The organism is Patescibacteria group bacterium (genome assembly GCA_040390045.1).
In the GTDB taxonomy this organism is placed as follows: domain Bacteria; phylum Patescibacteriota; class Minisyncoccia; order Phycocordibacterales; family SIBU01; genus SIBU01.
Genome location: JAZJZC010000001.1, coordinates 230834 through 254183, shown reverse-complemented (window position 1 = coordinate 254183; position 23350 = coordinate 230834). Strand labels below are relative to the sequence as shown.

General features: G+C 42.7%; 27 protein-coding genes. 24 read left to right on the top strand and 3 right to left on the bottom strand.

The genetic code is table 11. The annotated features are described in order from the left end of the window. Together gmd and V4467_01450 are read right to left on the bottom strand one after the other, a co-directional pair. The coding region (gene gmd, locus V4467_01455) for a GDP-mannose 4,6-dehydratase (protein ID MES2087639.1) at positions 1-1125 on the bottom strand (1125 nt) is incomplete at its 3' end. A 58-nt stretch (positions 1126-1183) separates the two neighbouring features. Further along, entirely contained in the window at positions 1184-1432 is a 249-nt protein-coding gene (locus tag V4467_01450) for a helix-turn-helix domain-containing protein (GenBank protein ID MES2087638.1), read from the bottom strand. 285 nt (positions 1433-1717) lie between these two features. On the opposite strand from V4467_01450, the gene V4467_01445 reads away from it, so the two are divergent. The 7 genes from V4467_01445 to V4467_01415 all read left to right on the top strand — a co-directional run bounded on the left by V4467_01445 (position 1718) and on the right by V4467_01415 (position 10419). After that, positions 1718-2542: a hypothetical protein gene (locus V4467_01445; GenBank protein MES2087637.1), complete on the top strand. Its 825-nt coding sequence runs from the start codon at positions 1718-1720 to the stop codon at positions 2540-2542. A gap of 57 nt (positions 2543-2599) precedes the next feature. Continuing rightward, the gene (locus V4467_01440; GenBank protein MES2087636.1) at positions 2600-4840 is read left to right on the top strand and encodes an O-antigen ligase family protein; all 2241 of its coding nucleotides are present in this window, start codon (positions 2600-2602) and stop codon (positions 4838-4840) included. 164 nt (positions 4841-5004) lie between these two features. Next, a complete protein-coding gene (murB, locus tag V4467_01435; protein MES2087635.1) occupies positions 5005-6039 on the top strand; it encodes a UDP-N-acetylmuramate dehydrogenase in 1035 nt (344 codons plus the stop codon). Positions 6040-6083: 44 nt separating this feature from the next. Continuing rightward, entirely contained in the window at positions 6084-6935 is an 852-nt protein-coding gene (locus V4467_01430) for a DUF1189 family protein (GenBank protein ID MES2087634.1), read from the top strand. 342 nt (positions 6936-7277) lie between these two features. Then, on the top strand, positions 7278-9797 hold the full coding sequence (gene secA / locus V4467_01425; GenBank protein MES2087633.1) for a preprotein translocase subunit SecA: 2520 nt from the start codon (positions 7278-7280) through the stop codon (positions 9795-9797). Further along, on the top strand, positions 9742-10230 hold the full coding sequence (locus V4467_01420; protein MES2087632.1) for an NUDIX hydrolase: 489 nt from the start codon (positions 9742-9744) through the stop codon (positions 10228-10230). The genes secA and V4467_01420 overlap by 56 nt, the downstream gene beginning before the upstream one ends. 66 nt (positions 10231-10296) lie before the next feature. Further along, positions 10297-10419 (top strand): hypothetical protein, encoded by a 123-nt coding sequence (locus V4467_01415; protein ID MES2087631.1) that lies wholly within the window; start codon positions 10297-10299, stop codon positions 10417-10419. A 462-nt stretch (positions 10420-10881) separates the two neighbouring features. On the opposite strand, the gene V4467_01410 is transcribed toward V4467_01415, so the two are convergent. Continuing rightward, positions 10882-11523, bottom strand: coding sequence for a methyltransferase domain-containing protein (locus tag V4467_01410; protein MES2087630.1), 642 nt, complete (start codon positions 11521-11523; stop codon positions 10882-10884). A 119-nt stretch (positions 11524-11642) separates the two neighbouring features. Here V4467_01410 and V4467_01405 point away from each other — a divergent pair, with 119 nt between their 5' ends. The 17 genes from V4467_01405 to obgE all read left to right on the top strand — a co-directional run bounded on the left by V4467_01405 (position 11643) and on the right by obgE (position 23342). Beyond that, a complete protein-coding gene (locus V4467_01405; GenBank protein ID MES2087629.1) occupies positions 11643-12554 on the top strand; it encodes an ATP-binding cassette domain-containing protein in 912 nt (303 codons plus the stop codon). Positions 12555-12557: 3 nt separating this feature from the next. Next, positions 12558-13349 (top strand): hypothetical protein, encoded by a 792-nt coding sequence (locus V4467_01400; GenBank protein ID MES2087628.1) that lies wholly within the window; start codon positions 12558-12560, stop codon positions 13347-13349. Positions 13350-13354: 5 nt separating this feature from the next. Then, on the top strand, positions 13355-14140 hold the full coding sequence (locus tag V4467_01395) for an ABC-2 family transporter protein (protein MES2087627.1): 786 nt from the start codon (positions 13355-13357) through the stop codon (positions 14138-14140). Between the two features lie 138 nt (positions 14141-14278). Next, positions 14279-14704, top strand: a complete 426-nt coding sequence (locus V4467_01390) for an NUDIX domain-containing protein (protein ID MES2087626.1) — start codon at positions 14279-14281, stop codon at positions 14702-14704. A gap of 12 nt (positions 14705-14716) precedes the next feature. After that, positions 14717-15202 carry an NUDIX hydrolase gene (locus tag V4467_01385; protein MES2087625.1) on the top strand — a complete coding sequence of 162 codons (486 nt, stop codon included), beginning with the start codon at positions 14717-14719 and terminating at the stop codon, positions 15200-15202. Further along, complete coding sequence (locus tag V4467_01380) at positions 15203-15508, top strand: nucleoside triphosphate pyrophosphohydrolase (protein ID MES2087624.1); 306 nt, start codon at positions 15203-15205, stop codon at positions 15506-15508. It abuts the gene before it with no gap. A 42-nt stretch (positions 15509-15550) separates the two neighbouring features. Further along, on the top strand, positions 15551-15763 hold the full coding sequence (locus V4467_01375) for a DUF1653 domain-containing protein (GenBank protein MES2087623.1): 213 nt from the start codon (positions 15551-15553) through the stop codon (positions 15761-15763). 27 nt (positions 15764-15790) lie between these two features. After that, positions 15791-16660: an NAD-dependent epimerase/dehydratase family protein gene (locus V4467_01370; protein MES2087622.1), complete on the top strand. Its 870-nt coding sequence runs from the start codon at positions 15791-15793 to the stop codon at positions 16658-16660. Between the two features lie 129 nt (positions 16661-16789). Then, positions 16790-17221, top strand: coding sequence for an NUDIX domain-containing protein (locus tag V4467_01365; protein ID MES2087621.1), 432 nt, complete (start codon positions 16790-16792; stop codon positions 17219-17221). A gap of 65 nt (positions 17222-17286) precedes the next feature. Further along, positions 17287-18378: a 5-(carboxyamino)imidazole ribonucleotide synthase gene (locus tag V4467_01360; protein ID MES2087620.1), complete on the top strand. Its 1092-nt coding sequence runs from the start codon at positions 17287-17289 to the stop codon at positions 18376-18378. Positions 18379-18457: 79 nt separating this feature from the next. Then, positions 18458-19231, top strand: a complete 774-nt coding sequence (locus V4467_01355) for an ABC transporter ATP-binding protein (protein ID MES2087619.1) — start codon at positions 18458-18460, stop codon at positions 19229-19231. A gap of 151 nt (positions 19232-19382) precedes the next feature. Further along, entirely contained in the window at positions 19383-20099 is a 717-nt protein-coding gene (locus tag V4467_01350; protein ID MES2087618.1) for an ABC transporter permease, read from the top strand. A gap of 14 nt (positions 20100-20113) precedes the next feature. Beyond that, positions 20114-20581, top strand: a complete 468-nt coding sequence (locus V4467_01345) for an adenylyltransferase/cytidyltransferase family protein (protein MES2087617.1) — start codon at positions 20114-20116, stop codon at positions 20579-20581. A gap of 10 nt (positions 20582-20591) precedes the next feature. Next, positions 20592-21002 (top strand): hypothetical protein, encoded by a 411-nt coding sequence (locus tag V4467_01340; protein MES2087616.1) that lies wholly within the window; start codon positions 20592-20594, stop codon positions 21000-21002. 39 nt (positions 21003-21041) lie between these two features. Next, positions 21042-21938: an MYG1 family protein gene (locus tag V4467_01335; protein ID MES2087615.1), complete on the top strand. Its 897-nt coding sequence runs from the start codon at positions 21042-21044 to the stop codon at positions 21936-21938. A 38-nt stretch (positions 21939-21976) separates the two neighbouring features. Next, a complete protein-coding gene (locus V4467_01330; protein ID MES2087614.1) occupies positions 21977-22321 on the top strand; it encodes a four helix bundle protein in 345 nt (114 codons plus the stop codon). 43 nt (positions 22322-22364) lie between these two features. Beyond that, on the top strand, positions 22365-23342 hold the full coding sequence (gene obgE, locus V4467_01325) for a GTPase ObgE (protein MES2087613.1): 978 nt from the start codon (positions 22365-22367) through the stop codon (positions 23340-23342). The last annotated feature ends 8 nt before the right edge of the window (positions 23343-23350 follow it).

Here is a 23350-nt window from a genome sequence, read left to right as displayed (position 1 = left end):
ACGCTTATAGTAAGAAGAAAAAACAATCGCATTTTTATCTAATTTCTTTTCTTTTTCAACGTTTTCCAAATCGTGCGCTACCATCTCTTTGATCATGGCCTCGAAACTAATCGTGGTTTTCCAACCGAGCTCTTTCCGAGCTTTCTGCGCGTCGCCGAGCAGGGAATCAACCTCTACCGGTCTAAAATAACGAGGATCAATTTCTATGAGAACCTTACCGGTTTTGGTATCAACCCCTTGTTCTTTTTCAGCGGCGCCTTTCCACGAAATAGTAATTCCAATTTCTTTGAAGGCGAATTCAACGCATTGGCGGACAGTGTATTGTTTGCCAGTGGCGATCACATAGTCATTTGGTTTTTCTTCTTGAAGCATGAGGTACATTGCAACTACATAATCTTTGGCGTGACCCCAGTCTCTTTTGGCTTCAAGATTCCCCAAATATAATTTTTCCTGAAGGCCAAGCTTGATGCGGGCGACTGCCTCAGTAATTTTTCGAGTGACAAAGGTGGCGCCTCGTCGTGGAGATTCGTGATTAAACAAAATGCCATTGGTCGCAAACATGTTGTAGGATTCGCGATAATTTTTCACGATGTTGAAGGCAAACACTTTAGCTGCGCCGTAGGGACTGACCGGTTCAAAGCAGGTGTCTTCATTTTGCGGAGGTTTTGAAGCACCGAACATTTCACTCGATGATGCCTGGTAAAATTTTATTTTCTTGTCAGTTTGTTCCTCAACATTTTTGACGGCTTCCAAAAGTCGGAGAGCCCCGACGCCGGTGACGTTTGCGGTGTATTCGGGCAAATCAAAAGAAACTCTGACGTGCGACTGCGCGCCGAGGTTGTAGACTTCATCTGGCTTCACTTTAAAAAGCACTCTTTGAAGGTTGGTGCTGTCAGAAAGATCACCGTAGTGGAGGAACAGTTTGGTGTTCGGTAAATGAGGATCTTGGTAGAGATGTTCGATTCTGCCCGTGTTAAAACTCGATGATCGGCGGATGAGTCCGTGAACTTCGTACCCTTTTTCTAAAAGTAACTCCGCGAGATATGAACCGTCTTGGCCGGTGATGCCGGTGATCAAAGCTTTTTTAACTTTTTGGCTGTCGGTTTTTTTTGTGGCAGTTTTCATAATTTTAAACGATTTGCGAGTAAGTATATCATGTAGAACAAGTGTCAAAGCCTCTCTGTTACCAGTTTTTTATCTTTTTCTTAACGGTCTGTTTCAGGTTCTGGTAGGAGTCGGTGGCTTGCTTGTCTATAGTAGGGGAGAGAAGGGTAAGGAGTTCGTGGCCGAGAATGCGATATTGCCCGCCGATCTTGTTGGCCTTAATGATGCCACTTTTTAAGAGACGTTTAATAGTGCTCTCGCTGAGTTTGAGAATTTTTTGAGTTTCGGCTGTCGTGTAGACTGCACCAGGTTTAATTTCCTCGTTCATCCCGTAGTGAAAATTGGCTTGGTTTGCTGTATTGCAACTTTCGCCAAATTTAAATTAGATTAAGTTTTGTAATGATATGTTTTGAAGCAAATCCGAAGTTCGTTGGAGCAAACAGCGAAGCCAATTTCTACTACGGGATTCATTGCCAAATATAGCAAAAGTGTCAAAAGGTGTCAAGTTGGTTCATTTTAAAAATTGGGAATAATAAGAAATTGATTTTTGCTATTCGTAATGATAGTTTGTTTTTAGACAGAAACAACAACGCAGAAATCACTGATCATTATTATGCACAATATAGGCAAGACTCTTCTGGTTACAACCACGCGGTACGAATTGCGAGACACACTTCGAGCTCAACTGGCTCGCGAAACTTTTTTAGCCGCGCGGGAAGAGAGGTGCGTCGTCATCATCGTCGATGACTCACGCCACTCTTCCTATGCCGATGCTTTCAGACAATCGGGGGCAATTGTCTTCCGTCAGCACCAGGCTGGCATGGCGGCTTCTCGGCGACAGGCGTTTTTTCACGCCCATGAATTTGTTCTCGACTATCCGCGCTATGATCGCGTCATGTGGCTTGAGCCGGAGAAGCGGTTTCTTCCAAAGCTCGCGGCGACAATTGCTGCTCCCATCGACGGCGTTCGGACACTGGTCTCAATGGCCTGTCGATCACAAAGGAGTTGGGCAACATGGCCGGACTTTCAAGTTGCGAGTGAACAAAAGGCCAATGCGGTATACGCCGAGGCCACGGGCTGGGAAGGTCTTGACCCGATGTTTGGTACGGTGGCTTTTCACGTTTCGCTTCTTCCTGAACTGATGACATTTCACGCAAGGAGATTTGCACCTGACATTGACGGTGATTACGTTCAGGTTTTGGCTTCGCTCGTGCTCTGCGCCCAAAGACGCCAGCGACCCGCTCGAGTGGAAGTTGGTGTGGAGTATCCGCCCGAGCAAAGGCAGGAGGAAGAGGGCATGTTGAGAGACATTATGGTCAGCAAGCGAAGGTTTCAGTGCGAGTCGCTATCCAAAGCTTTTCGAGCTTTGGGCCAAGCCTTTGCCCTTCCGCGAATTATTCCTTCTATGGAAGAGCGCTACAGGCGCCCTGCCGCCTAGACAATCCAAAACAGGATTGTCTATTTTTTTTCCAGGACCCATGATATAGTTTTTGTCATGCAAACCAACAAAATTTTGCGGTATTCTATTTTTACAGGATTTTTTTTATTACCGTTTATTTGCCTCATCGTTTCAAGTAATTTTTTCTTTCCATTTATCACCGGCAAGAATTTTGCTTTTAGAATTATCGTAGAAATCATTACGGGCCTTTGGATTATCCTCGCCTTGCGCGACAAGACCGCACTACCGAAATCCTCACGACTTCTGCAAGCCTTTGCTCTTTTTATTGCCGTGATATTTGTTTCTGATTTGCTCAGTCCGAATGTCTACAAAAGTTTTTGGTCAAATTTCGAACGCATGGAAGGTTGGGTGACGTTGGCGCATCTTTTTGCTTTGTTTGTGGTGTTGAGTTCTATGATGACTAAAAAATTATGGGAATGGCTCTTCCGAACATCGATCGGTGTCAGTCTCATTTTGTTTGTGTACGGTTGTTTTCAGATCAGTGGCAAATTGCCGATTCATCAGGGTTCAACTCGCATCGATACAACCATTGGTAACTCAGCCTATCTTGGCGGATACATGTTGTTCCACATTTTCTTGGCTTTATATTTTTTCTGTACCTATTTAAGGAAACATTATGGCACGCGCGATTGGCAGTGGTTTTGGCCGGTCGCCTATGGTTTTGCCGTGCTTGCTGACACCTTCATTCTTTTTGAAACAGCGACGAGAGGTGCTGAAATCGGTTTCGTGCTCGGGCTTTTGGTTTTTGCAGCGACGCTGGCTTTTTTCGAAAGAAAAGATCAACTGTTAAGACGGATCAGTTTGGGCATCCTCATTCTCATGGTTTTCCTTGGAGGACTTTTTGTACTCGGACGCAAGTCACATTTTGTGGCTAACAGCGAGGCTCTGCACCGATTGGGTTCTTTTGTTGATGAAGCCTTGACCTTCGATAAGACAAAGATCTGTAACGGGGAATTAAAATCTCGTTGTCTTTTGTGGCCGATCGCATTCCAAGGAGTTAAGGAAAATCCGATACTTGGTTGGGGTCAGGAGAGTTTCAATTATGTATTCAACAAGTATTACGATCCTCGGATGTACAGTCAGGAGCAGTGGTTTGATCGCACACACAACGTTTTTCTCGACTGGCTTATCGCTGGTGGAATTTTGGGATTGCTCTCATACCTTTCTCTGTTCGGTGTCGCGCTCTATTATGTCTGGAGAAAAAAGGGACCATTTTCATTTATGGAAAAGGGTTTGATTACGGGGCTTTTGGTTGCGTACTTTGTTCACAACTTAACCGTCTTTGATAATCTCACCAGTTACATCTTGTTTGTGATGGTGCTTGCGTGGATTGAGAGTTCGGTTGAAAAAAATCCAAGTTTCCTCGAGAAAAAACTTCACAATCTTGATCATGGAGTCCGAGATCAAATTATCATACCGATTGTTTCGGTTGGTGTAATTTTCATCATCTATATCGTGAACGTTCCCGCAATGCTCGCTTCATCAACCTTGATCGCGGCGCTGTCCAATCACCCGGGCGGTCCGTCAGAGAATATTGCGTATTACGAAAAAGCTTTTTCCTATGGCACTTTTGCTGATCCGGAAATTTTGGAGCAATTAATTCAAGCCACCAATCAAGCTGCAACAGTCGCGGGTGTTGATCCGAAAATTAAATCTGATTTTTTCAATCTGGCAACCGAGCGCGCCAAAATTCAACTGAAACGCACCCCAGATGATGCGCGGTACTTCTTGTTTGCTGGCAGTTTGGCTTCTAGTTTTGGTGATTTTGACACGGCGATTACCGATCTTTCAAAAGCGGTGACCCTATCTCCCAAAAAACAGACCATTATGTTTTCTCTCGGTACGACCTATTTAGCGAAGGGTGACAGTCAGAAAGCTGTTGAAGTTTTAAAGACTGCGTTTGACCTTGATCCGAGTTACGATGAGGCACGCCGGCTCTACGCGCTCGCGCTTGTGTATGATGGGAAAATTTCTGCCTCCGATCTCGTGCTCAAACCTTTGAAGCCAGAATCTGTGCTCGCTGATCAACGTTTCATTATTGCCTACTACACCACGAAAGCATTTACACGAGCGCTCCAAAGTCTCAATGCGCTCATCGTGCTTGATCCTACTAATCCTCAAAATTATTTTACCCGAGCAGCGGTATTTATGGGCGCAGGTAGAACTTCCGAAGCGATCGCTGACCTTAATAAAGCGGCGACACTAAATCCTTCGACAAAACCCCAGGTGGATCAGATTATTCAGCAAATTAGATCGGGCAAGACTCCACAATTTTAGTGTAACCAATTAGAATATTTGAAAATAACCCGTCACAAGCCTGGGGCTTGTGACGGGTTATTTTTAGACATACATTAACTAGTCACGGCCGTGACTAGTTAATGTATGCGGAGGCTGAGCCATTCAAATTTTACCTTTGGGTGTTTTTTCAGTAGTATGTACCAATGAAATTCCACGAGAATATTCCGCTTTCTCAACACACCACGTTTAAAATCGGCGGAACTGCCCAGTATTTTTTTCCTGTGGAAACTTTGGAAGAAATGCGCGAAGCTGTGGATTTTGCTCGAGAAAAAAACTTACCATTTTTTATTCTCGGTGGCGGTTCCAATTTACTCGTCAGTGATTCTGGATTTAAAGGGGTGGTTATCAAAAATCAAATTAAAGGGGTCGCCTTCGAGGAAACAGGGGATGAAGTTTCAGTAAAAGTTGGAGCGGGAGAAAATTGGGATACTTTTGTTGAGTCGGTAGTGGTGCGCGGGTTATTTGGCCTAGAAAATCTTTCAGGTATTCCCGGAACGGTGGGTGCCGCGCCTGTGCAAAATATCGGAGCTTATGGAGTGGAAGTGAAAGAAACCATTATGTCGGTTGAAACTCTCAATGCTCAAACAGGAGAAATTAAAATTTTTTCTAGTGACGAATGTCGATTTGCCTATCGCGACAGTTTTTTTAAAACCCCAGCAGGGAAATCCTACATAATTTTGGCGGTTAATTTTCATTTGAAAAAAAACGCGTCGCTTAATTTAGAATATAAAGATTTAAAAAATTATTTTGCACTGGTGAAGATCACCCCGACAATTTTCGATGTTCGGAGAGGAGTTTTAGAAATCCGTGGTAAAAAATTTCCCGACTTACAAAAAATTGGTACAGCGGGATCATTTTTTAAAAACCCGATTATTCCTGTTGCGCAGTTTGAGGAACTCAAGAAAAAATTTCCCGACCTTCCCGGGTTTCCTCTACTAGCTACCGACTACCGACTATCTACTATTAAAATCTCTCTCGCGTGGATCCTGGACAATGTTTGCAATATGAAAGGGTTAGTCAAGGGAAGTACGGGATTATTTGAAAGACAGCCAATTGTTTTGGTTAACCTTGGCGGGGCAGACGCAAAAAGTGTTACAGATTTCGCTCTTGAAGTTACTCAATCTGTTAAGGAAAAAACCGGCATCGATGTTGAGTGGGAAGTTCAGTATCTCGACTAATCCTGCTTTGATACTGTAAGAGTTTCAAGATATACTATAGCTATATGAATTTTCTTACAAAAATAAAAAATAGTATTTATAATCCAGAATTTTATTCCCACCTGAGAGGGGCGGGCATTTCTTCATCGTTTAAGTACTTCATCAATCTCTGTGTTGTACTTTCAATTATTTTGGCGTTTAGTTTGGGTATTGAATTTTCGTCCATTTTTACTAAAGAGCGGCTAGAGAAAGTTATTGATTTTTATCCTGCTGAGCTCGCAATACAAATAAAAGGCGGTGTAGTTTCTACAAACGTTTCTGAACCCTACATCGTTAAGGCTATAACAAAAAATCCATCGAGCAAAAATCTCTTAGTGATTGATACCAAATCTGATTTCTCGATTGACACCTTTAAAAGTTTTGACACCCCGCTTTTAATTGGCAAAAATTTTGCCGTGACTTCAAAGCGCGAAGGACAATTTGAATTTACCGACTTGAGCAAGATTCCGGATTTCAGTCTCGACCGCGCCAAGCTTTTGCACTGGTCTGATAAAATTGTCAGCCACCACTGGCTAATTTCCCTCGGAATTTTCTTCTCCTTGCTCGTATCATTTTTGATTTTTTTCTTTGCCAATCTTTTGTGGCTTTTGATTGTCGCTCTAATTATTTTTGGTTTGGCTCGACTTAAGAAAGTGGCAATGACGTACAAAGAGGCCTACCAAATTTCACTTCATGCTGTGACACTTACCTTACTTTTGACCATGCTGTCTATCTTGTTTGTCCTGCCGTCGCCATTTACATTTTCTGGTAGCTTGGTAACCATTATCATCGCTTTCATTAATCTCAAAAATCTAAGAACTTCTCATCCGATGGACTCGGCTAAAAAAGTGGAGGAAGAAAAAAAATCTAATTCTTAAAATTTTTCTCGTTGTCCCCAAGTTTTTTAAAAAAACCATTGCAATTGAGTTGCTACATGCAATACTTAACTCAGGCAGTAAAATTTCTTGGTCGAAGAAATTTAAATTGTGCACTTGTTTATCAAAATAATTAATGGCGAGTTTCTTTCTGGTCACACGATTGAAGAATTCTCCGCACTCGCCGAAAAATCTCTATGAAGAAAAAAAAGAAAGTAGCAAAGCGAAAGACAGTTAGCAAGAAGAAAAAGACCACAAAAAGAAAGCGATAGTTTAAAAAACTCCCCCAGAGGCCGAGCCTCTGGGGGAGTTTTTAGTTATATTTTTTTGTGTTAGTATTGGCGGATGCTTTCATTTTTCAAAAAACTGATTGGTGACAATAACGACTCTAAGATTAAGGCTTTTTTGCCGATTGTTGCTGAGATCAATGGTTTTGAACAGACCATTAAGCCGCTCTCTGACGAGGCGCTTTCAAAGCGTACTGAGTATTTTAAAAAAGAATTGGCTTCGGGGAGAACTCTCGATGAAATTTTGCCTGAAGCCTTTGCTGTGGTTCGTGAGGTGGCTCGCCGAACGCTTGGCCAGAGGCATTACGATGTTCAACTTATCGGGGGAACAATTTTACACAAAGGTAATGTTGTCGAGATGCGTACCGGAGAAGGGAAAACCCAGGTGGCAACCTTGCCAGCGTATCTGAATGCGCTTTCGGGAAACGGTGTGCATATCATCACGGTCAACGATTATCTTTCTCGTCGTGATGCCGTGTGGATGGGACAAATTTATTCTTTCCTCGGGTTGTCGGTTGGAGTCATCAATCACGAAAGTTCATTTATCTACGATCCTAAACATGTCGAGCTCGATAAGTCTCGAGATGAAGTTGGATCGTTTAAAGTGATTCATGAATTTTTGCGTCCGGTCAGTCGTCGTGAGGCTTACAACGCAGATATTACCTACGGCACCAACAACGAATTTGGTTTTGATTATCTCCGCGACAACATTTCGTACGACGAACGCGAACTTCGCCAGAGAGATTTTAATTTTGCCATTGTTGACGAAGTCGATTCGATTTTAATTGATGAGGCCCGAACTCCGCTCATTATTTCTGCGCCGACGGTTGATTCTGAGAATTTATACGATATATTTGCCAAAATTGCGGAGACTTTACACGCGGAGGAAGATTTTAAAGTGGATGAAAAGTTGCGCACGATTAGTTTGACCGATTCTGGAATTGAGAAAACCGAGAAAAAATTAGGTGTTGATAATATTTATACTGAAAAGGGAATTAAGTATGTCCATCATTTAGAGTCGGCGGTCAAAGCCAAGGCTCTGTATGAGAAAGACAAAGCCTATGTGGTCAAGAACGGTGAGGTGATTATTGTCGATGAATTTACCGGAAGACTCCAGCCGGGCAGACGTTGGTCAGAAGGACTTCATCAAGCAATTGAGGCCAAGGAAGGTGTGGCCGTTCAAAAAGAATCCCGAACCATGGCTTCGATTACTTTCCAAAATTATTTTAGACTCTACAAAAAACTTTCAGGTATGACGGGTACCGCGAAAACCTCTTCCGAGGAATTTTACAAAGTATATGGCGCTGACACACTCGTCGTGCCAACTAACAAAATTATTGCTCGAAAAGATCACAATGATCAAATTTTCCAAACCGAACTTGGAAAATTCCGTGCCATTGCTCGAGAAGTAAAAGAAAAAAACACCAAGGGCCAGCCGGTCTTAATCGGAACAGTTTCGATTGAAAAGAACGAATTACTTTCTGAATATTTGAAAAAAGAAGGTGTACTGCATGAAGTTCTCAATGCCAAAAATCACGAACGCGAAGGAGAAATTATTGCTCAAGCTGGACGCAAAGGTGCAGTGACTATCGCGACCAACATGGCGGGACGAGGAGTGGACATCAAACTCGGAGGCAATCCTTCGACCGAGGAACTGTATGAAGAAGTGAAAAAAACCGGTGGACTTTTTGTGCTCGGTACCGAGAGACATGAAGCGAGACGCATTGATAATCAGCTTCGAGGACGATCAGGACGTCAGGGTGATCCGGGAGAAACTCAATTTTTTGTTTCGCTTGAAGATTCTTTGATGCGCGTGTTTGCGTCGGATACTATCAAAACTATGATGGGACGCTTTGGTATTCCTGAGGATCAGGCTATTGAGAATCGCTTGATTACCCGATCACTGGAAACGGCACAAACTAAAATTGAAGGTTTTAACTTTGACGCACGCAAACACGTTTTGGAATACGATGACGTTTTAAATTTCCAGCGTTCGGTAATTTACGGAAGACGCCGAAATATTCTTCGCGGCACTACAGAAGAGCTTGAGAAAACTTTGTTTGAAATGGCTGGGACGGATGAGGCGTTGGTCAAGATTGTGGCTGATAAAAAGAAAGAAGTGGGGGACAAGGATTTTTTCACGGGTCTCCGCCGGCTTATGCTCCAAGCCATCGACACCTTCTGGATTGAACATCTTGAAATTATGGATTACATGCGAAGTTCGGTAAATCTTCGCGCCTACGGTCAGCGTGATCCACTCGTCGAATATAAAAAAGAAGGGTTGCGACTTTTCAAAGAAATGGAAGATGCGACGATGAATCAGATTAGCCGATTGATCCCTGTTATCGCCGCTACAGCTTCGGCTGATCTTGGTGCCGGCCTTCGCGTTGAACAGCGCAAACTTGCCGAAGTTCACGAACAGGCTCAAATCATCGGTTCGGGGGACGCGCAATCAAATCGTCAGCACCAAGGAAAATCCCACGCGGTAATTCCCGGAATTCCTGAAAATAAAGTTGGGAGAAATGATCTTTGTCCGTGCGGTTCTGGGAAAAAATACAAGAAGTGTCATGGTGCCTAAGAACATAAAATATACTAGATTCTATTCTGGATGTTTTCTATATAATTCAAAATCAAACGAGGTTTTATTGCATAAGCGAGATGGTAATACTAAAAATAATCCACATAAGTGGGCATTTTTTGGTGGGGGAAATGAAGGGGGTGAAACTCCCGGAGATTGTTGTGTCAGAGAGTTGATGGAGGAACTTCATGTTGAAATCGATTCAAGCGATTTAGTTCCAGTTTGTGATTACCTAAATATTGAAAAAAACACTTGGCGCTATATTTATTATATTGAAAGTGAATTGAAAAAATCAGAAATAAATCTTGGAGAAGGCGCAGATTTCGATTGGATTTCGCTCGATAAAGTTTTTGAGTATGATTTGACCGAAAAGGTACGAGAAGATTTGAAAACATTTTTGCAATTAAAGAATAAGGTTACTAAAAAAGCTTAATTTTTTAAAAATTTAATTTTAAATTTTGCCACTTTAGTTAACTAAAGTGGCAAGATTTTTATAACAATGAAAACCTGTTGTGATATCTGGGATAAAAATATAAAAAATGCCACGGACAGTAATTCCGTGGCGAAGTTAGAAGTGGCGAGTGCTGCGAGTTTCGGCGATTATGTTTCCAGTGAAGGTTAGCGCCATGCAACTGTACATCCAACCAGAGGTCAGTGACACGTTGCAAAACATCATAACCAAAATCCATGCTTGAGCACTAAGCACGAGTGAGAGGAGCAGAGACCGAAGAATGATCTTTATCATAGGACCCTAGAAGTAGAGCGACGAGCCCTGCGGCGCAAGTCCCACAGGTTTACGAGAAAGCTGAAAGCCATCGTGGCACTTATCCAGCCCGGAGTTAGCAACTCAGGTCGAAGTAATAGACCCAAAATTACGAGAGCACCGCCTGTCGCTAGCGCGATTAGCAATGCTTGAAAGACAATCTTTTTCATGGGAGTTTTCACGAAGACCAACTAATGGTAGAGTAAAACATTTATTGTAATAAGTCAAATTTTCGGTTTAGTTGCTAATCTCGACCAGAAAAGAAAAAACCTCTGATTTTTCAGAGGTGTAAAATAACTAATGGAAAGTTGCTGCTCATGGCTATTGCCGGGCTACGTAGATCATCGAGTACATATGCCCGTGAAAGGTCAGGTAGTGTTCTCCCGGCAATCCAGGAAAAATCTCCTGTTCCCAGAAATCGCGGATTCCTGTGTTTGTGGTTAGACGGGATCTACTAAGTGTTAGTCGGTCGAGGTCTCGTTCGTAATGTAACAGCGACCCCTTGTTTTGGAAGCGGTTAATTCTCAGATGTTCCCAACCCTCCTCTGCGTGATCCATGATAAACGTTACTCCTCGCTCGGGCAAAATTCGAACCAGATTTAGGGCAGCTTGGACGGGATTCCGAAATTCGTGAAGAGCTTTGAAACAGGTCACCACAGAAAATTGATTCTGAAATTTTGGCACAAAATTTTCATCACAAACATCCGCCATTTCAAAAACCGTATTTGCTGCAAGCTCAACGAGGAGAGCCCCTTGGATATCAACGAGTGTGGTTTTGCTAACTCCAAACTCCTTAGCCACTTCAAGGCCGAAGACACCTTCTCCCGTGCCGACGTCAAGCAAGCTACTCTGTCCGTAGCGTAAGTGTTTGCTCAGCCTGCTGACAAATGCCACGATGGGTTTCCACGCTGCGTAAGCCATCAGGATTTCTTTTCGTCTTTTTTCTGCTACCCGCGGAGACATAATTCCTCCTTGGAAATTGTTGTGTTTCTAATTACTAAAATTGAGCATAAAATATTACTATGTATGTGTCAAATTTTGCAAAGGGTGTAATGTTACCCAAATGATTTATAATAATGCGTATGATCGAAGTTAAAAATCTACAAAAAGTTTTTAAACACAAGGGCAAGGACGTTGTTGCTGTTGACGGTGTTAATTTTTCTGTTGCTCAGGGAGAAGCGGTAGCTTTTATCGGCCCAAATGGCGCGGGGAAATCAACGACCATTAAAATGCTCACGGGAATTTTGTGGCCGACGAGCGGTGAGATACAGGTGTTGGGGTTGTCTCCTCAGAAAAATCGGAAAGAAGTGGTGGCTCAGATCGGCGCGGTGTTTGGCCAAAGGAGCAATCTCCTGCCAAATCTTCCGCCAGAAGATACGTTGCGTCTCTTTGGAGTGATGTACGGCCTTTCAAAAAAAGAAATCAAAGAACGCATTACCTATCTTGAAAAAACTTTGGGCATTGAGCCATTTCGAGATCAGCCGATTCGCACACTTTCTCTAGGACAAAGGATGCGTGTGGAAATTGCCTGCGCCTTAATTCATAAACCTAAAATTTTATTTCTCGATGAGCCAAGCATAGGACTCGATATTATTGCCAAACAAGTATTGCGAGAAACGCTTTCGAAGCTTCGAGCTGAACACAACATGACGATCTTTCTCACTTCGCATGATGTGGGGGATATTGAAGCTATTTGTGACCGAACGATTATTGTTAACTACGGACGGATTGTGGTGGATGAACCAACGAGCGAGTTAAGAAAAATGATTCAAAAGGAGCGGCGCATAGTGCTTTCCGAAAGATATGTTGCTGATTTCTCAATGTCGGGTGTGACAAAATCAAACGATGCCAGCGGTACTATTTTTACGATTGATACAACCGTTGCTGATGTAACCGCTGTCCTCAAAAAAATTCTGGATGGTGGCTACAATGGGGAAGTGGAAATTTTGTCGCCGTCTTTGGAAGATGTGCTTGTGGCGCTCTATAAAAAATAGCCAATGTATAAAGCTTTTTATTACATCTACATCGTCGCCAAAAATACTGTCGAACAAAAAAAGAAACTGATTTTTCAAATGATCAATCACACCGTTTTTCTTTTGTTTAGTTTATTTTTGTACAAATATGTCTACGAACTGTTGCCAAAGATAGGATCCAAGCTGCCTTTCTCAAACGCCATCTGGAGCATGTCCATGTATTTTATTGTTTTTTGGTTGGGGTTTCGCAATATAGAAAAAATTTTCAGACAGGATATTCTTTCGGGCAATATTGAAATGTATTTGTTGCGCCCGATTGGATACGTTTGGCAGAAAGTTTTTGTGCAGATCGGCCAAGGATTTACGACGTTTGTGCTGGCGCTCGTACTTTCTGTTGTTTTAGATACTTTGATTGTTGGATTACCGCAGATGAGTCAGACTCTTCCAGTTTGGATAGGCTCTCTCTTGGTAATATTTTTCCTCAGTCAAATTCTCACGTGTTTGATTTATGTCCTGTGCGGACTTTCCGGATTTTGGTTGGGGAACAGTGAGCCAATCTATTTTGTGGTTAGTAAATTAATTATGATTTTTGGTGGCGCTTGGGTGCCGATTGCTTTTTTCCCGAAAGCATTGCAACTGTTCGCCGAGTTTTCTCCGTTCGGTGCTTCGGTGGCGCTTTCGTATGCCATGTATCCCAATTTTGCTGAGCGATTTCCAGTATCGGTTTTAAATTTATGTGCGTGGATTGTAATCTTTGGCGTTCTGACGGCCGTTATTTCAAAGCGGGCAATGCGAAAGTTGTCGATTAACGGATAAAATGTATGTTGCACAGTCTTTATTATTTTTTCGCACAATCAAAATATAATTTAAAAAACGCCCACGCGCTTTCAGGCTCTTTTTGGGTGGGAGTTTTGAGTATGATTTTGAATAATTTCACCTTTTTTATTATTTGGTTTTTGTTTATGCAGGCGACTGGGCCAATTAACGGTTGGACAAGTATTGATGTGTTTGGAATGCTCGGAGTTTCGATTACGGCTTTCGGTTTTACCCACGCTTTTTTCCGAGGGGTTGTGGATTTGCCGGAACTGGTCACCAAAGGCACGTTTGATGGCGTGCTGGTATCGCCAGTTAATACTTTTTTAAAAATCGGAGGTTCGTCGTTTTCGGTGACTGCCTACGGTGATTTGTTGCAAGGTGCCGTCGTTGCCTTTTTGTATGGAGTGTTTTCGAGGTTTGATTTGTATACTTGGATTTTATATATCGTTGCAATTATTTTGGGTTGTATCGTCTTTCTGTGTTTGCGTCTGCTGTGTTCTCTGGTGGTATTTTTTGTTCATGATGGAGAGATAATTTCAAACCAGCTGTTTGAAATTTTTATCCGCCCAGGACTCTATCCCGGTGCTATTTTCCCCAATAAAATGAAAATATTTTTCATGACTGTTGTTCCTGCGCTTTTGACGAGCGCCACGCCAATCTATATCATTAAGTCTCACTCGATTTTTTTGGTTTTGTTTGGGTTTTCAATGACAGTTGTGTGGGTAGGTATAACATATTTGGTGTATAGTTTGGCAGTACGACGGTATGAAAGTGGTAATTATTTACGATAAGGGCTTCCAAAGTTGGCGCATTTCTTCGTTACTTCACGATTTTGCTCCTGCACCATATAGGAATATGTTTTAGTCGCAAAATCGCTCGCGCCTCGAACTGCATCCAACTTTGGAAGCCCTAGATAATCAAACAAAAATATGAAAAAAGATGCATTATTTTGTGTCGGTCAAAAAGCTTTCATTGAGAAAGATGGAAAAGTCTTGGTGCTGAACGATCCAAAGGGTGGGCTGGATTTTCCAGGTGGAAAAATTCAGGAAGGAGAGGCGAAGCTCGGGGATGTGGCCAGTTTAACAAATGCACTAAAGAGGGAAGTAAGAGAAGAAACAAACTTAGAGGTTGAGGTACAGGAGCCTTTTGTAGTTTGGTATCATGAGTTTGCTAAAGATCATAGGAATTTTGGAAAGCTTGTGTATATCGTGGGATTTAGATGCGCGTACGTTTCCGGTGATATCAAATTAAGTGATGAACATGATCGGTTTACGTGGATAGAGGCCAAGGACTTCGAGCGCTTTGATGACGGAAGTGATTTTTCGGGCGCCCTGAAAAAATATTTTAAGTTATAGGAGTAAATTAGTATGTTGTATACAGAAGAGCCGAAAAATTTTAAGCCGAAATTTGAAGTGGTAAGTTGTTTTGTTGAGCTCTCTTCCCAACACATTCGGCCTGCTGGCCTCAGTATTTCGTCGCCTTCGTTCCTCAAGATTTTGCTATTGCATCGAAACGATAATAAGTCGCAAGGCGGTAAGTGGGGAGCGCCGGCGGGGAAAGTTGAAAAGGGAGAAACGTTAGAACGGGCAATGGCGCGGGAAGCATTTGAAGAAACGGGATTAACGTTGAAGGAATCAGATTTGAAATATTTGCGGAAAGTCTACGTGCATCATGAGGGTTATGATTTTGTGTATCACATGTTTCGGCTCGTCTTGAGTGATAAACCAAAAATTACTCTCGTTGAAAAAGAACATCAGGGGTTTTGTTGGATTTCGCCAAAAGAATCGCTCGAGCTTAATTTGGTAGATGATATGGCAACGTGCATTCGCATGAATTATCAAAATCAAATTTAAATGAAGTACAACAAATTGGTACGGGATAAAATTCCTCAAATCATTAAACAAAAAAGAGAAACTGCCGTGGTTCACGTCGCCAGTAAAAACGAGTATTGGCAGAAACTGAAAGAAAAATTGTTGGAAGAGGTTGGGGAATTTAATAAAGACGAGAATATGGAAGAGATAGCGGATATTTTAGAGGTGCTTGACGCGGTCATTGCGTTTAAAAAGTTCGATCGACGGAAAATTCTGAAAATTAAAAAGCAAAAATTTGCGGAGCGAGGAGGTTTCAAAAAAAGAATTATTTTAGTAAGCACTGATTAAATTTGGCTACTTTAGTCAACTAAAGTAGCAGTAATTAAATTTATGGAAATTAAACAAGGAACGTACGAACACTACAAAGGTAAGCGCTACGAAGTTATTGGGGTTGCTACACACAGCGAATCGCTCGAAGAATTAGTAGTGTATCGCGCGCTCTATGGCGAAGGAGAATTATGGGTTCGCCCAGTCGGAATGTTTTTAGAGAAAGTTGAGCATAATGGAAAAGAAGTTCCACGATTTACATATGTTGGAAAGTAAGAACTTTTGCGCTATTGTTATCGAGTTATGGCAAAAAAGACTATTTTAGTAACCGGTGGAGCGGGCTTTATTGGCTCAAATCTGATTGAGCAACTGGTAAAAAATTCCAGTAACGAGGTTTACTCGCTGGACAACTATTCAACGGGTTCAAAAGAAAACCATGTTGCTGGCGCAACCTATATTGCCGGTGACACGCGTGAGATTGCTCAATTGGTAAAAATTAAACCCGATTTGATATTTCATTTGGGTGAGTATGCTCGTGTCGAAAAAAGTTTCGAGGATATGGAAATGGTTTGGGCTTCAAATAAAAATGGGACGTTTGCGGTATTGCAATTTGCTCGGAATGCTGGTGCCAAAATCGTCTACGCTGGTTCAAGTACTAAATTCGGCGATGGGGGACTCGGCCGCGACCAAAGTCCGTACGCCTGGACCAAGGCCAGCAACACCGAGCTCGTAAAAAATTATGGCGTTTGGTTTGGTCTCAAGTATGCCATCACGTATTTTTATAACGTCTACGGCCCACGAGAAATTTCTACTGGTGGCTTTGCGACGGTCATCGGAATTTTTAAAGAAAAAGCAAAAAATGGCCAGGCGCTTTCTGTGGTTGCTCCGGGAACTCAAACTCGGATTTTTACACATGTTGACGATATCGTTCGAGGTTTAATTTTGGTTGGAGAAAAAGGCCTTGGTGATGGCTATGGTTTGGGTGCAGAAGAAGAGTATTCAATACTGGACATTGCCAAACTTTTTGGTGGAGAAATCCAAATGTTGCCTGAGCGCGCGGGCAATCGCATGACTTCTACTATCGACCTTTCTCGTTCTCGCGACGAGCTGGGTTGGCGAGCAGAGAAAAGTATTAAAAAATATGTTGAGGAGTTTTTAACGTCAGTTAATTAGAAAATGCCCATGGTTGCTTCTTCTGTCATCCTTGCGAATGCGGGGATCCAGAAAATGGTATTGTTGTGAAGCCTAGATTTCCGCTTTCGCGGGAATGACACCACACCAAATATTTAGCTTATATAAAATATGAAAGACTTCGATAAAAATTTACGACCATCTGTGGGGTGTGGAGTAATGATCTTTAAAGATGGGAAAGTTTTGCTGGGAAAGCGCAAAAGCGCACACGGAAAAGGCCAGTTTTGTTTTCCCGGCGGACATTTAGAATACATGGAATCGATTGTGGACTGTGTTAGACGAGAGACAAAAGAGGAAGCCGGAATTGAAATTAAAAATATTCGATTTCTGCGAGTGTACAACGAAAAAGAATATGCCCCCAAACATTACATCAACATTAGTTTCGTAGCCGATTGGAAATCTGGCGTGCCAAAAGTGTGTGAGCCTGATTCATTTGAGTCGTGGGGTTGGTATGATATGGACAAGCTTCCGTCGCCCTTGTATGCAATGGTGCCGAATGTGATTGATAGCTACAAAACTGGCAAAGTTTTTTATGATGCGTAATCTTGCATATTTCTCTCCTTTGGGTAGTATGGCAAAAGTTTGAACAATTGAAATAAGGAATAATTATGACGACGAATTTGTCTCCGCTCCCAGTCGGTTCAACCGTTGGGATTTTAGGTGGTGGTCAACTTGGCAAGATGCTTGCTGCTGCGGCCGCTCAACTTGGATATAAACCCTTAATCTACTGTCCTGAAAAGGACGCCTGTGCGCTCACGGTTGCTCGAGGCTTTGTTGCAGGCTGGGAAGATGGCGATGCTTTGAAGTTTTTTGCCGAGCAGTGCGGTGTGATTACCTGCGAGCTCGACGAAGGTCCCGGTTTTCTTTGGGCCACCAAATTTTTGGAGGGCCTGGGTAAGAAAGTTTTCCCGGGCACAGAAGCACTCCTCGCGGCGCAGGATCGCAGGCGTGGAAAAGAGATTGCGTTTTCTGCTGGGATTAAAAATCCTTGGTACGGCGTGGTTACAAAAGCAAGCGACTTCAGTCACTTCGCGGATTGTTCCTTTCCCATGCTTTTAAAAACTTGCACCGGCGGTTACGACGGTAAAGGCCAACGGAAAGTAAATTCGGTGGAGGAGCTCGAGCCGGCTTTCGCTGAACTCGGAAGTGTCGACTGCGTCTTGGAAAAGATCGTCGATTTTTTCTTTGAGTTTTCGGTGATCGTTGTCCGGGGTCAGACCGGGGAATGTCGCGCCTATGCGCCGTTTCGGAATTTCCACGAGAATGGTATTTTGGTTGAAACGGTTTGGCCAGAGAGATCAATCTTTGTTGAGTCCGTAGTTGCTTCGGCTGCTCTTGATTCGGCGAAAAGGATTGCTGATCGTCTTGAAGTGGTTGGACTTGTGGCAGTTGAGTTTTTCTACGCTCGGGATGGTAAGATCCTTTTCAACGAATTTGCAGTTCGTCCGCACAATTCCGGACACGTTACGCTTGATTGGGCTTACACAAGTCAGTTTGAGCAACACATCCGCGCGGTTTGCGGATTACCTTTCGGTTCTACTGCGGTTCGAGGACAGGGCGGCAAGATGGTCAATGTTATTGGTAATCTCGAGCAGGTCCAAGCATCTTTGCCTCATCCGAAAGCGAGAATCTACATCTACGGCAAGCCAGCACGGCCCGGACGCAAGCTCGGTCACATTAATCGCCCCTTGATGAATTAACTAGGTTCCAATCCCTCATTTTCGAGGGATTTTTATTTGTCTGCTGATTCGGCGATAAATTTTTGCTATACTATCTGGCATGCCGAACGCAGTTATCGAAGTAAAAAATCTCGCTAAAACGTTTAACAAAATTCCTGCGGTAAAAGGAATTTCTTTCAATGTGTATGAAGGAGAAATTTGTGGACTTTTGGGCCCAAACGGAGCAGGGAAGACCACGACCATTCAAATGATTCTCGATCTTATTACGCCAACCTCCGGTGACATAAAAATTTTCGGCAAGCATATGAGTAGCCATCGAGAAGAAATTTTAGGGGCGATGAATTTTTCGTCACCGTACGTTGCTCTTCCGGGCAATTTGACCGTCATGGAAAATCTTAAAACCTTCTCGCGGTTGTATGGCGTTTCTGATGTTAAATCTAAAATTGCAGAACTGAGCAGTTTTTTCGAGATTAAAGATTTTTTAGGCAAGATGACTTCTAATTTATCGACTGGACAATTGACGAGGGTTAATCTTACGAAGGCGCTTTTAAATGATCCAAAACTTTTGCTTCTCGACGAACCGACCTCGAGCTTGGATCCCGACATTGCTGATCGTACCCGAAAAATGCTTTTGAAAATTCGGAGTGAACGAAAGGTGACGATGCTTTATACAACGCATAATATGGCCGAGGTTGAAGAAATTTGCGATCGAGTCATTTTTATTAATCACGGGGAAATAAAGGATGAAGGAACGCCAATTGAACTGATTAAGAAATACGGTAAGAACGACCTGAATGATGTTTTTTTACACATAGCGAGAAATGAAGATTCAAAATTCGAAGCACTAAACCCGAAATCCGAAACGAACTCTTAAATTGCAATGTTTGAAATTTTAAAAATTATTATTTAAATATTTTTCGAATTTCGATATTCGAATTTCGGATTTACTTTTTATGAAGTTACACCGCATCAATGCATTGTTAATTCGCCATCTGTATCTCTACAAGAGAAGCTTGCCACGGCTCATGGATATTTTCTATTGGCCGGTGATGGAAATTTTAATTTGGGGATTTCTCAGTGTCTACATTGATAAATTACAGCTCGGTGGTTTAAATGTTGTGACAGTTCTTTTGGGAGCGATTGTCTTTTGGGTGTTACTCGATCAATCACAAAAAGCCGTTTCTATCGCATTCTTGGAAGAAGTTTGGGAGAAAAATCTTTTAAATATTTTTGTAACGCCACTGACTGTTTCTGAGTTTCTCACGTCGACTATTTTTGTAGGATTGATACGAATTATTCTCGCGGCGCTCGTTATGATTCCGCTGGCCTTTTTCCTCTACAGTTTCAACTTATTTACGCTCGGGTTGTACTTGATTCCATTTGTGGCAATCTTGCTTCTGTTTGGTTGGACGTTGGGTCTTTTCAGCACGGCTGTCATTTTGCGTTTTGGCACGTCAGCGCAGATATTTGCGTGGGGTTTTATTGTTCTTATTCAACCTTTCAGTGCCGTGTTTTATCCGGTTTCAGCGCTTCCGAAATTTTTACAACCACTCGCGTATATGATTCCTTCGACGTACGTTTTTGAGGGTATGCGACATGTGATTGCCCTCGGAACTTTGCCACTTCGGGATTTGGCCTTCGGTTTCGGGAGTACTCTTTTTTACGCCGTGCTGGTCGTTTGGTTTTTTGCTACAATGTTTGCACAGGTGAAGCGGACGGGTAGGTTGCTAAAGCTTGATTAGGAAGAATAGAAAATATGAAAAAAGCAGAAAACAACAAGAAACCCCTCGTAGTCGCTGTTTCTGGGGGATTTGACCCAGTCCACATCGGTCACGTGCGGATGTTTAACGAGGCTAAAAAACTCGGGGACAAATTGGTTGTAATTTTAAACAACGATAACTGGCTAAAAAATAAAAAGGGCGAACCGTTTATGCCAGAAGCCGAGCGGAAAGAAATTTTGGAGGCTTTAGCCGCAGTCGATGAAGTGGTGTTGACCTCACATCCAGAAATAGTGACTGACACGAGCGTTTGCGCCGAGCTTGAAAAAATCCGACCTGACATTTTTGCGAACGGCGGAGATCGTAGAAACCCCGATGAAATTCCCAGTTTAGAAAGTGTCGTATGCAACAAGCACAATATCAAAATGGTTTTCAATATCGGTCATGGAGGCAAGGTGCAGTCGAGTTCATGGCTTGTTAACAAGCAAAAGAATAATAAAAAATAATTTTGATTTTATGACTAAAATTCTTAAATTTTTCGATCATTTGGAAGATAAAACTCGAGGACAATTGAGTCACGTTCCGATTCTCTACGCGCTCATCGGAGCGGTGTCGATTGTTTTATTTTGGAGAGGCATCTGGGATCTTGCGGACATATTGGCTCTGAAGGGCGGGCTATGGGCAATTATTTTTGATCCCATAATTTCTCTTCTTATCAGTATGATAATCCTATTGGGCACAGGTATCTTTGTCTCGTTTTTTATCGGAGACAGAATCATCATGTCTGGGCTGAAGCATGAGAAAAAAGTTGAGGAAAAAACTGAATCAGAGGTTCGAGATGAAGAGGTGCTCATCCACGTGTTACATAAAAAAGTTGATTTGCTCACTCAAGGTCTAGAAGACATAAAAAGGATGCTCAATCGATAATTCGATTCTCTTTCGCACTTGTAGTATAGTAGTTCCATTATGGACAAAAAGGTTGTAATTGCTACGCATGATGGCATGTTCCACCCGGATGATATTTTTGCTGTGGCTACTCTTTTGTGTTTGTTGGAGAAAACTCCTGTGTTGACTACCGTGATTAGAACTCGCGATGAAGATAGATTGCGCAAGGCAGATTTTGTGGTGGATGTTGGTGGCGCGCATGACGAAAAAAACAACCGTTTTGATCATCATCAAGCGGGAGGTGCGGGGAAGCGAGCGAATGGAATCTCCTTCGCCGCGTTCGGTTTGGTGTGGCAGAAGTATGGCAAGGATATTGCCGGTTCAGAAAAGTTGGCGGCCTCGGTGGATCAAAAATTGGTTTCTTCGATTGACGCGGGCGATAACGGCATCGATATTTATAAAAAAAACTTTGATGACGTTGAGCCGTATCTTGTGGGTGATTTTTTCCACAATCTCAGACCAACATGGCAGGAATCGATCGACTCACTCGACACAAAATTTTTAGAAGCAGTTGCTATCGCGCGGCAAATTTTGACGCGTGAAATTGAGCACTCTAGGGGCTCGCTTGAAGCGGAAAAATTGGTGATTGCGGCGTATGAATCGTCGAAAGACAAACGAGTGGTTGTGCTCGACGCTTTTTATCCTCACCAAAAAACCCTGGGAGGATTTTCGGAGCCGTTGTTTGTGGTGCATCCTCGCCCCGACGGTAAATGGAATGTCGGCGCCATTCGGGATGACGAAGCGTCATTTAAAAATCGGAAGAATTTGCCAGAGGCTTGGGCTGGCAAGCGCGACGCTGAGTTAGCTTCTGTCACCGGCGTTCCCGATGCTGTTTTTTGTCACAACGGTCGCTTCATGGCCGTTGCACAATCAAAAGCCGGGGCGATTAAGCTCGCGGAGCTCGCTCTGAGTTCATAAAGTTCATAAAGTTCATCAAGTTATCAAGTTTATAAAGTATGAAGATAGAAAAATTTGAGGATATACTTTCGTGGCAAAGGGCAAAAAGTTTAGCTGTCTTACTTTATAAAATTTTAAAAGATAATAAAGATTACGGTTTTAGGGATCAGATTCAGAGAGCGGTAGTGAGTATTTCAAATAATATTGCGGAAGGATATGAAAGGAGAAGCAATAAAGAGTTCAAGCAATTTTTATACGTGGCGAAAGGGTCATGTGGAGAAGTTCGCTCAATGGCTCATGTTGGTGTAGAGTTAGGATATCTCAAGGAGAGCGATTTCAAGGAAATTTATTCAAGTTCCATTGAGATCTCAAAACTTCTGTCCGGTCTTATTAAGGTGCTGTAACTTGATGAACTTTATAACTTTTAACTTGATAAACTAAAATCCTATGGCCTTCGTAGACGAATTAAAAATGCACATGAAAGCCGGCAATGGTGGCCGGGGTATTGTCTCGTGGTTGCACGAGAAAGGTAAAGAATTCGGCGGTCCTGCCGGAGGCGACGGTGGCAATGGAGGAAATGTGATCGTGCGCGGGGCGAGGGACATCGGTGTGCTCGCTAAGTATCGACATGAAAAAGAATTTCGGGCTGAGAACGGTGAAAGTGGCAAAAACAAAAGTATGCACGGAAGAGGCGGCAATGATTTGGAAATTCTTTTGCCGGTTGGATCGCTTGTCACAAACTTGCGAACCAAAAAGGTGGTGGAACTTTTGAAGGAAGGCGAATCGGTGTTGTTACTCTCAGGTGGCCGCGGCGGCTATGGCAACGAGCACTTCAAGGGTTCAAAAAATATTCGACCGTACGAATGGACTCCGGGGAAACCCGGGGACGAGGCAGATTTTTTTATTGAACTTCGACTGGTGGCCGACGCGGGACTTATCGGACTGCCAAACGCTGGAAAATCATCTCTTCTCAATGAGCTGACTAACGCCACGGCTAAAGTTGGCAATTACCAATTTACAACACTCGAACCTAACCTCGGAGATTTTTACGGACACATTCTTGCTGACATCCCAGGTCTTATTGAGGGCGCGTCGGAAGGCAAAGGACTCGGCCATCAATTTTTGCGTCACATCGAACGAACCAAAGTGCTTTTGCATTGTATCTCACTTGAAAATGAAGATGTTTTGGAAGTGTATAAAACTATCCGCGCAGAACTCAAGGCCTACAATCCGAAGTTAACGCAAAAGCCTGAGGTGATCATTCTCACAAAAACCGATATGGTTTCTGAGGAAGACGTTGCTAAGAAGTTAAAAAAACTTTCCAAAAAAACAACCGACATTCTCACGGTTTCGACAATTGACACCGACTCGCTCAAAAAATTAAAGAAAGATTTGACGGCTATTTTAAAAAAGTACTCGGTTTAATTTTGCCG

Bases quoted from the DNA above. Each gene is read 5' to 3' on its own strand.
- V4467_01365 (MES2087621.1), top strand. From the start codon at position 16,790: ATGAAAGACTTCGATAAAAATTTACGACCATCTGTGGGGTGTGGAGTA.
- V4467_01330 (MES2087614.1), top strand. From the start codon at position 21,977: ATGAAGATAGAAAAATTTGAGGATATACTTTCGTGGCAAAGGGCAAAA.
- V4467_01360 (MES2087620.1), top strand. From the start codon at position 17,287: ATGACGACGAATTTGTCTCCGCTCCCAGTCGGTTCAACCGTTGGGATT.
- obgE (MES2087613.1), top strand. From the start codon at position 22,365: ATGGCCTTCGTAGACGAATTAAAAATGCACATGAAAGCCGGCAATGGT.
- V4467_01415 (MES2087631.1), top strand. From the start codon at position 10,297: ATGAAAACCTGTTGTGATATCTGGGATAAAAATATAAAAAATGCCACG.
- V4467_01390 (MES2087626.1), top strand. From the start codon at position 14,279: ATGAAAAAAGATGCATTATTTTGTGTCGGTCAAAAAGCTTTCATTGAG.
- V4467_01445 (MES2087637.1), top strand. From the start codon at position 1,718: ATGCACAATATAGGCAAGACTCTTCTGGTTACAACCACGCGGTACGAA.
- V4467_01400 (MES2087628.1), top strand. From the start codon at position 12,558: ATGTATAAAGCTTTTTATTACATCTACATCGTCGCCAAAAATACTGTC.
- secA (MES2087633.1), top strand. From the start codon at position 7,278: ATGCTTTCATTTTTCAAAAAACTGATTGGTGACAATAACGACTCTAAG.
- V4467_01385 (MES2087625.1), top strand. From the start codon at position 14,717: ATGTTGTATACAGAAGAGCCGAAAAATTTTAAGCCGAAATTTGAAGTG.
- V4467_01355 (MES2087619.1), top strand. From the start codon at position 18,458: ATGCCGAACGCAGTTATCGAAGTAAAAAATCTCGCTAAAACGTTTAAC.
- V4467_01335 (MES2087615.1), top strand. From the start codon at position 21,042: ATGGACAAAAAGGTTGTAATTGCTACGCATGATGGCATGTTCCACCCG.
- V4467_01380 (MES2087624.1), top strand. From the start codon at position 15,203: ATGAAGTACAACAAATTGGTACGGGATAAAATTCCTCAAATCATTAAA.
- V4467_01375 (MES2087623.1), top strand. From the start codon at position 15,551: ATGGAAATTAAACAAGGAACGTACGAACACTACAAAGGTAAGCGCTAC.
- V4467_01350 (MES2087618.1), top strand. From the start codon at position 19,383: ATGGATATTTTCTATTGGCCGGTGATGGAAATTTTAATTTGGGGATTT.
- V4467_01450 (MES2087638.1), bottom strand. From the start codon at position 1,432: ATGAACGAGGAAATTAAACCTGGTGCAGTCTACACGACAGCCGAAACT.
- V4467_01395 (MES2087627.1), top strand. From the start codon at position 13,355: ATGTTGCACAGTCTTTATTATTTTTTCGCACAATCAAAATATAATTTA.
- V4467_01410 (MES2087630.1), bottom strand. From the start codon at position 11,523: ATGTCTCCGCGGGTAGCAGAAAAAAGACGAAAAGAAATCCTGATGGCT.
- V4467_01345 (MES2087617.1), top strand. From the start codon at position 20,114: ATGAAAAAAGCAGAAAACAACAAGAAACCCCTCGTAGTCGCTGTTTCT.
- V4467_01420 (MES2087632.1), top strand. From the start codon at position 9,742: ATGATCTTTGTCCGTGCGGTTCTGGGAAAAAATACAAGAAGTGTCATG.
- V4467_01430 (MES2087634.1), top strand. From the start codon at position 6,084: ATGAATTTTCTTACAAAAATAAAAAATAGTATTTATAATCCAGAATTT.
- V4467_01405 (MES2087629.1), top strand. From the start codon at position 11,643: ATGATCGAAGTTAAAAATCTACAAAAAGTTTTTAAACACAAGGGCAAG.
- V4467_01440 (MES2087636.1), top strand. From the start codon at position 2,600: ATGCAAACCAACAAAATTTTGCGGTATTCTATTTTTACAGGATTTTTT.
- V4467_01370 (MES2087622.1), top strand. From the start codon at position 15,791: ATGGCAAAAAAGACTATTTTAGTAACCGGTGGAGCGGGCTTTATTGGC.
- murB (MES2087635.1), top strand. From the start codon at position 5,005: ATGAAATTCCACGAGAATATTCCGCTTTCTCAACACACCACGTTTAAA.
- V4467_01340 (MES2087616.1), top strand. From the start codon at position 20,592: ATGACTAAAATTCTTAAATTTTTCGATCATTTGGAAGATAAAACTCGA.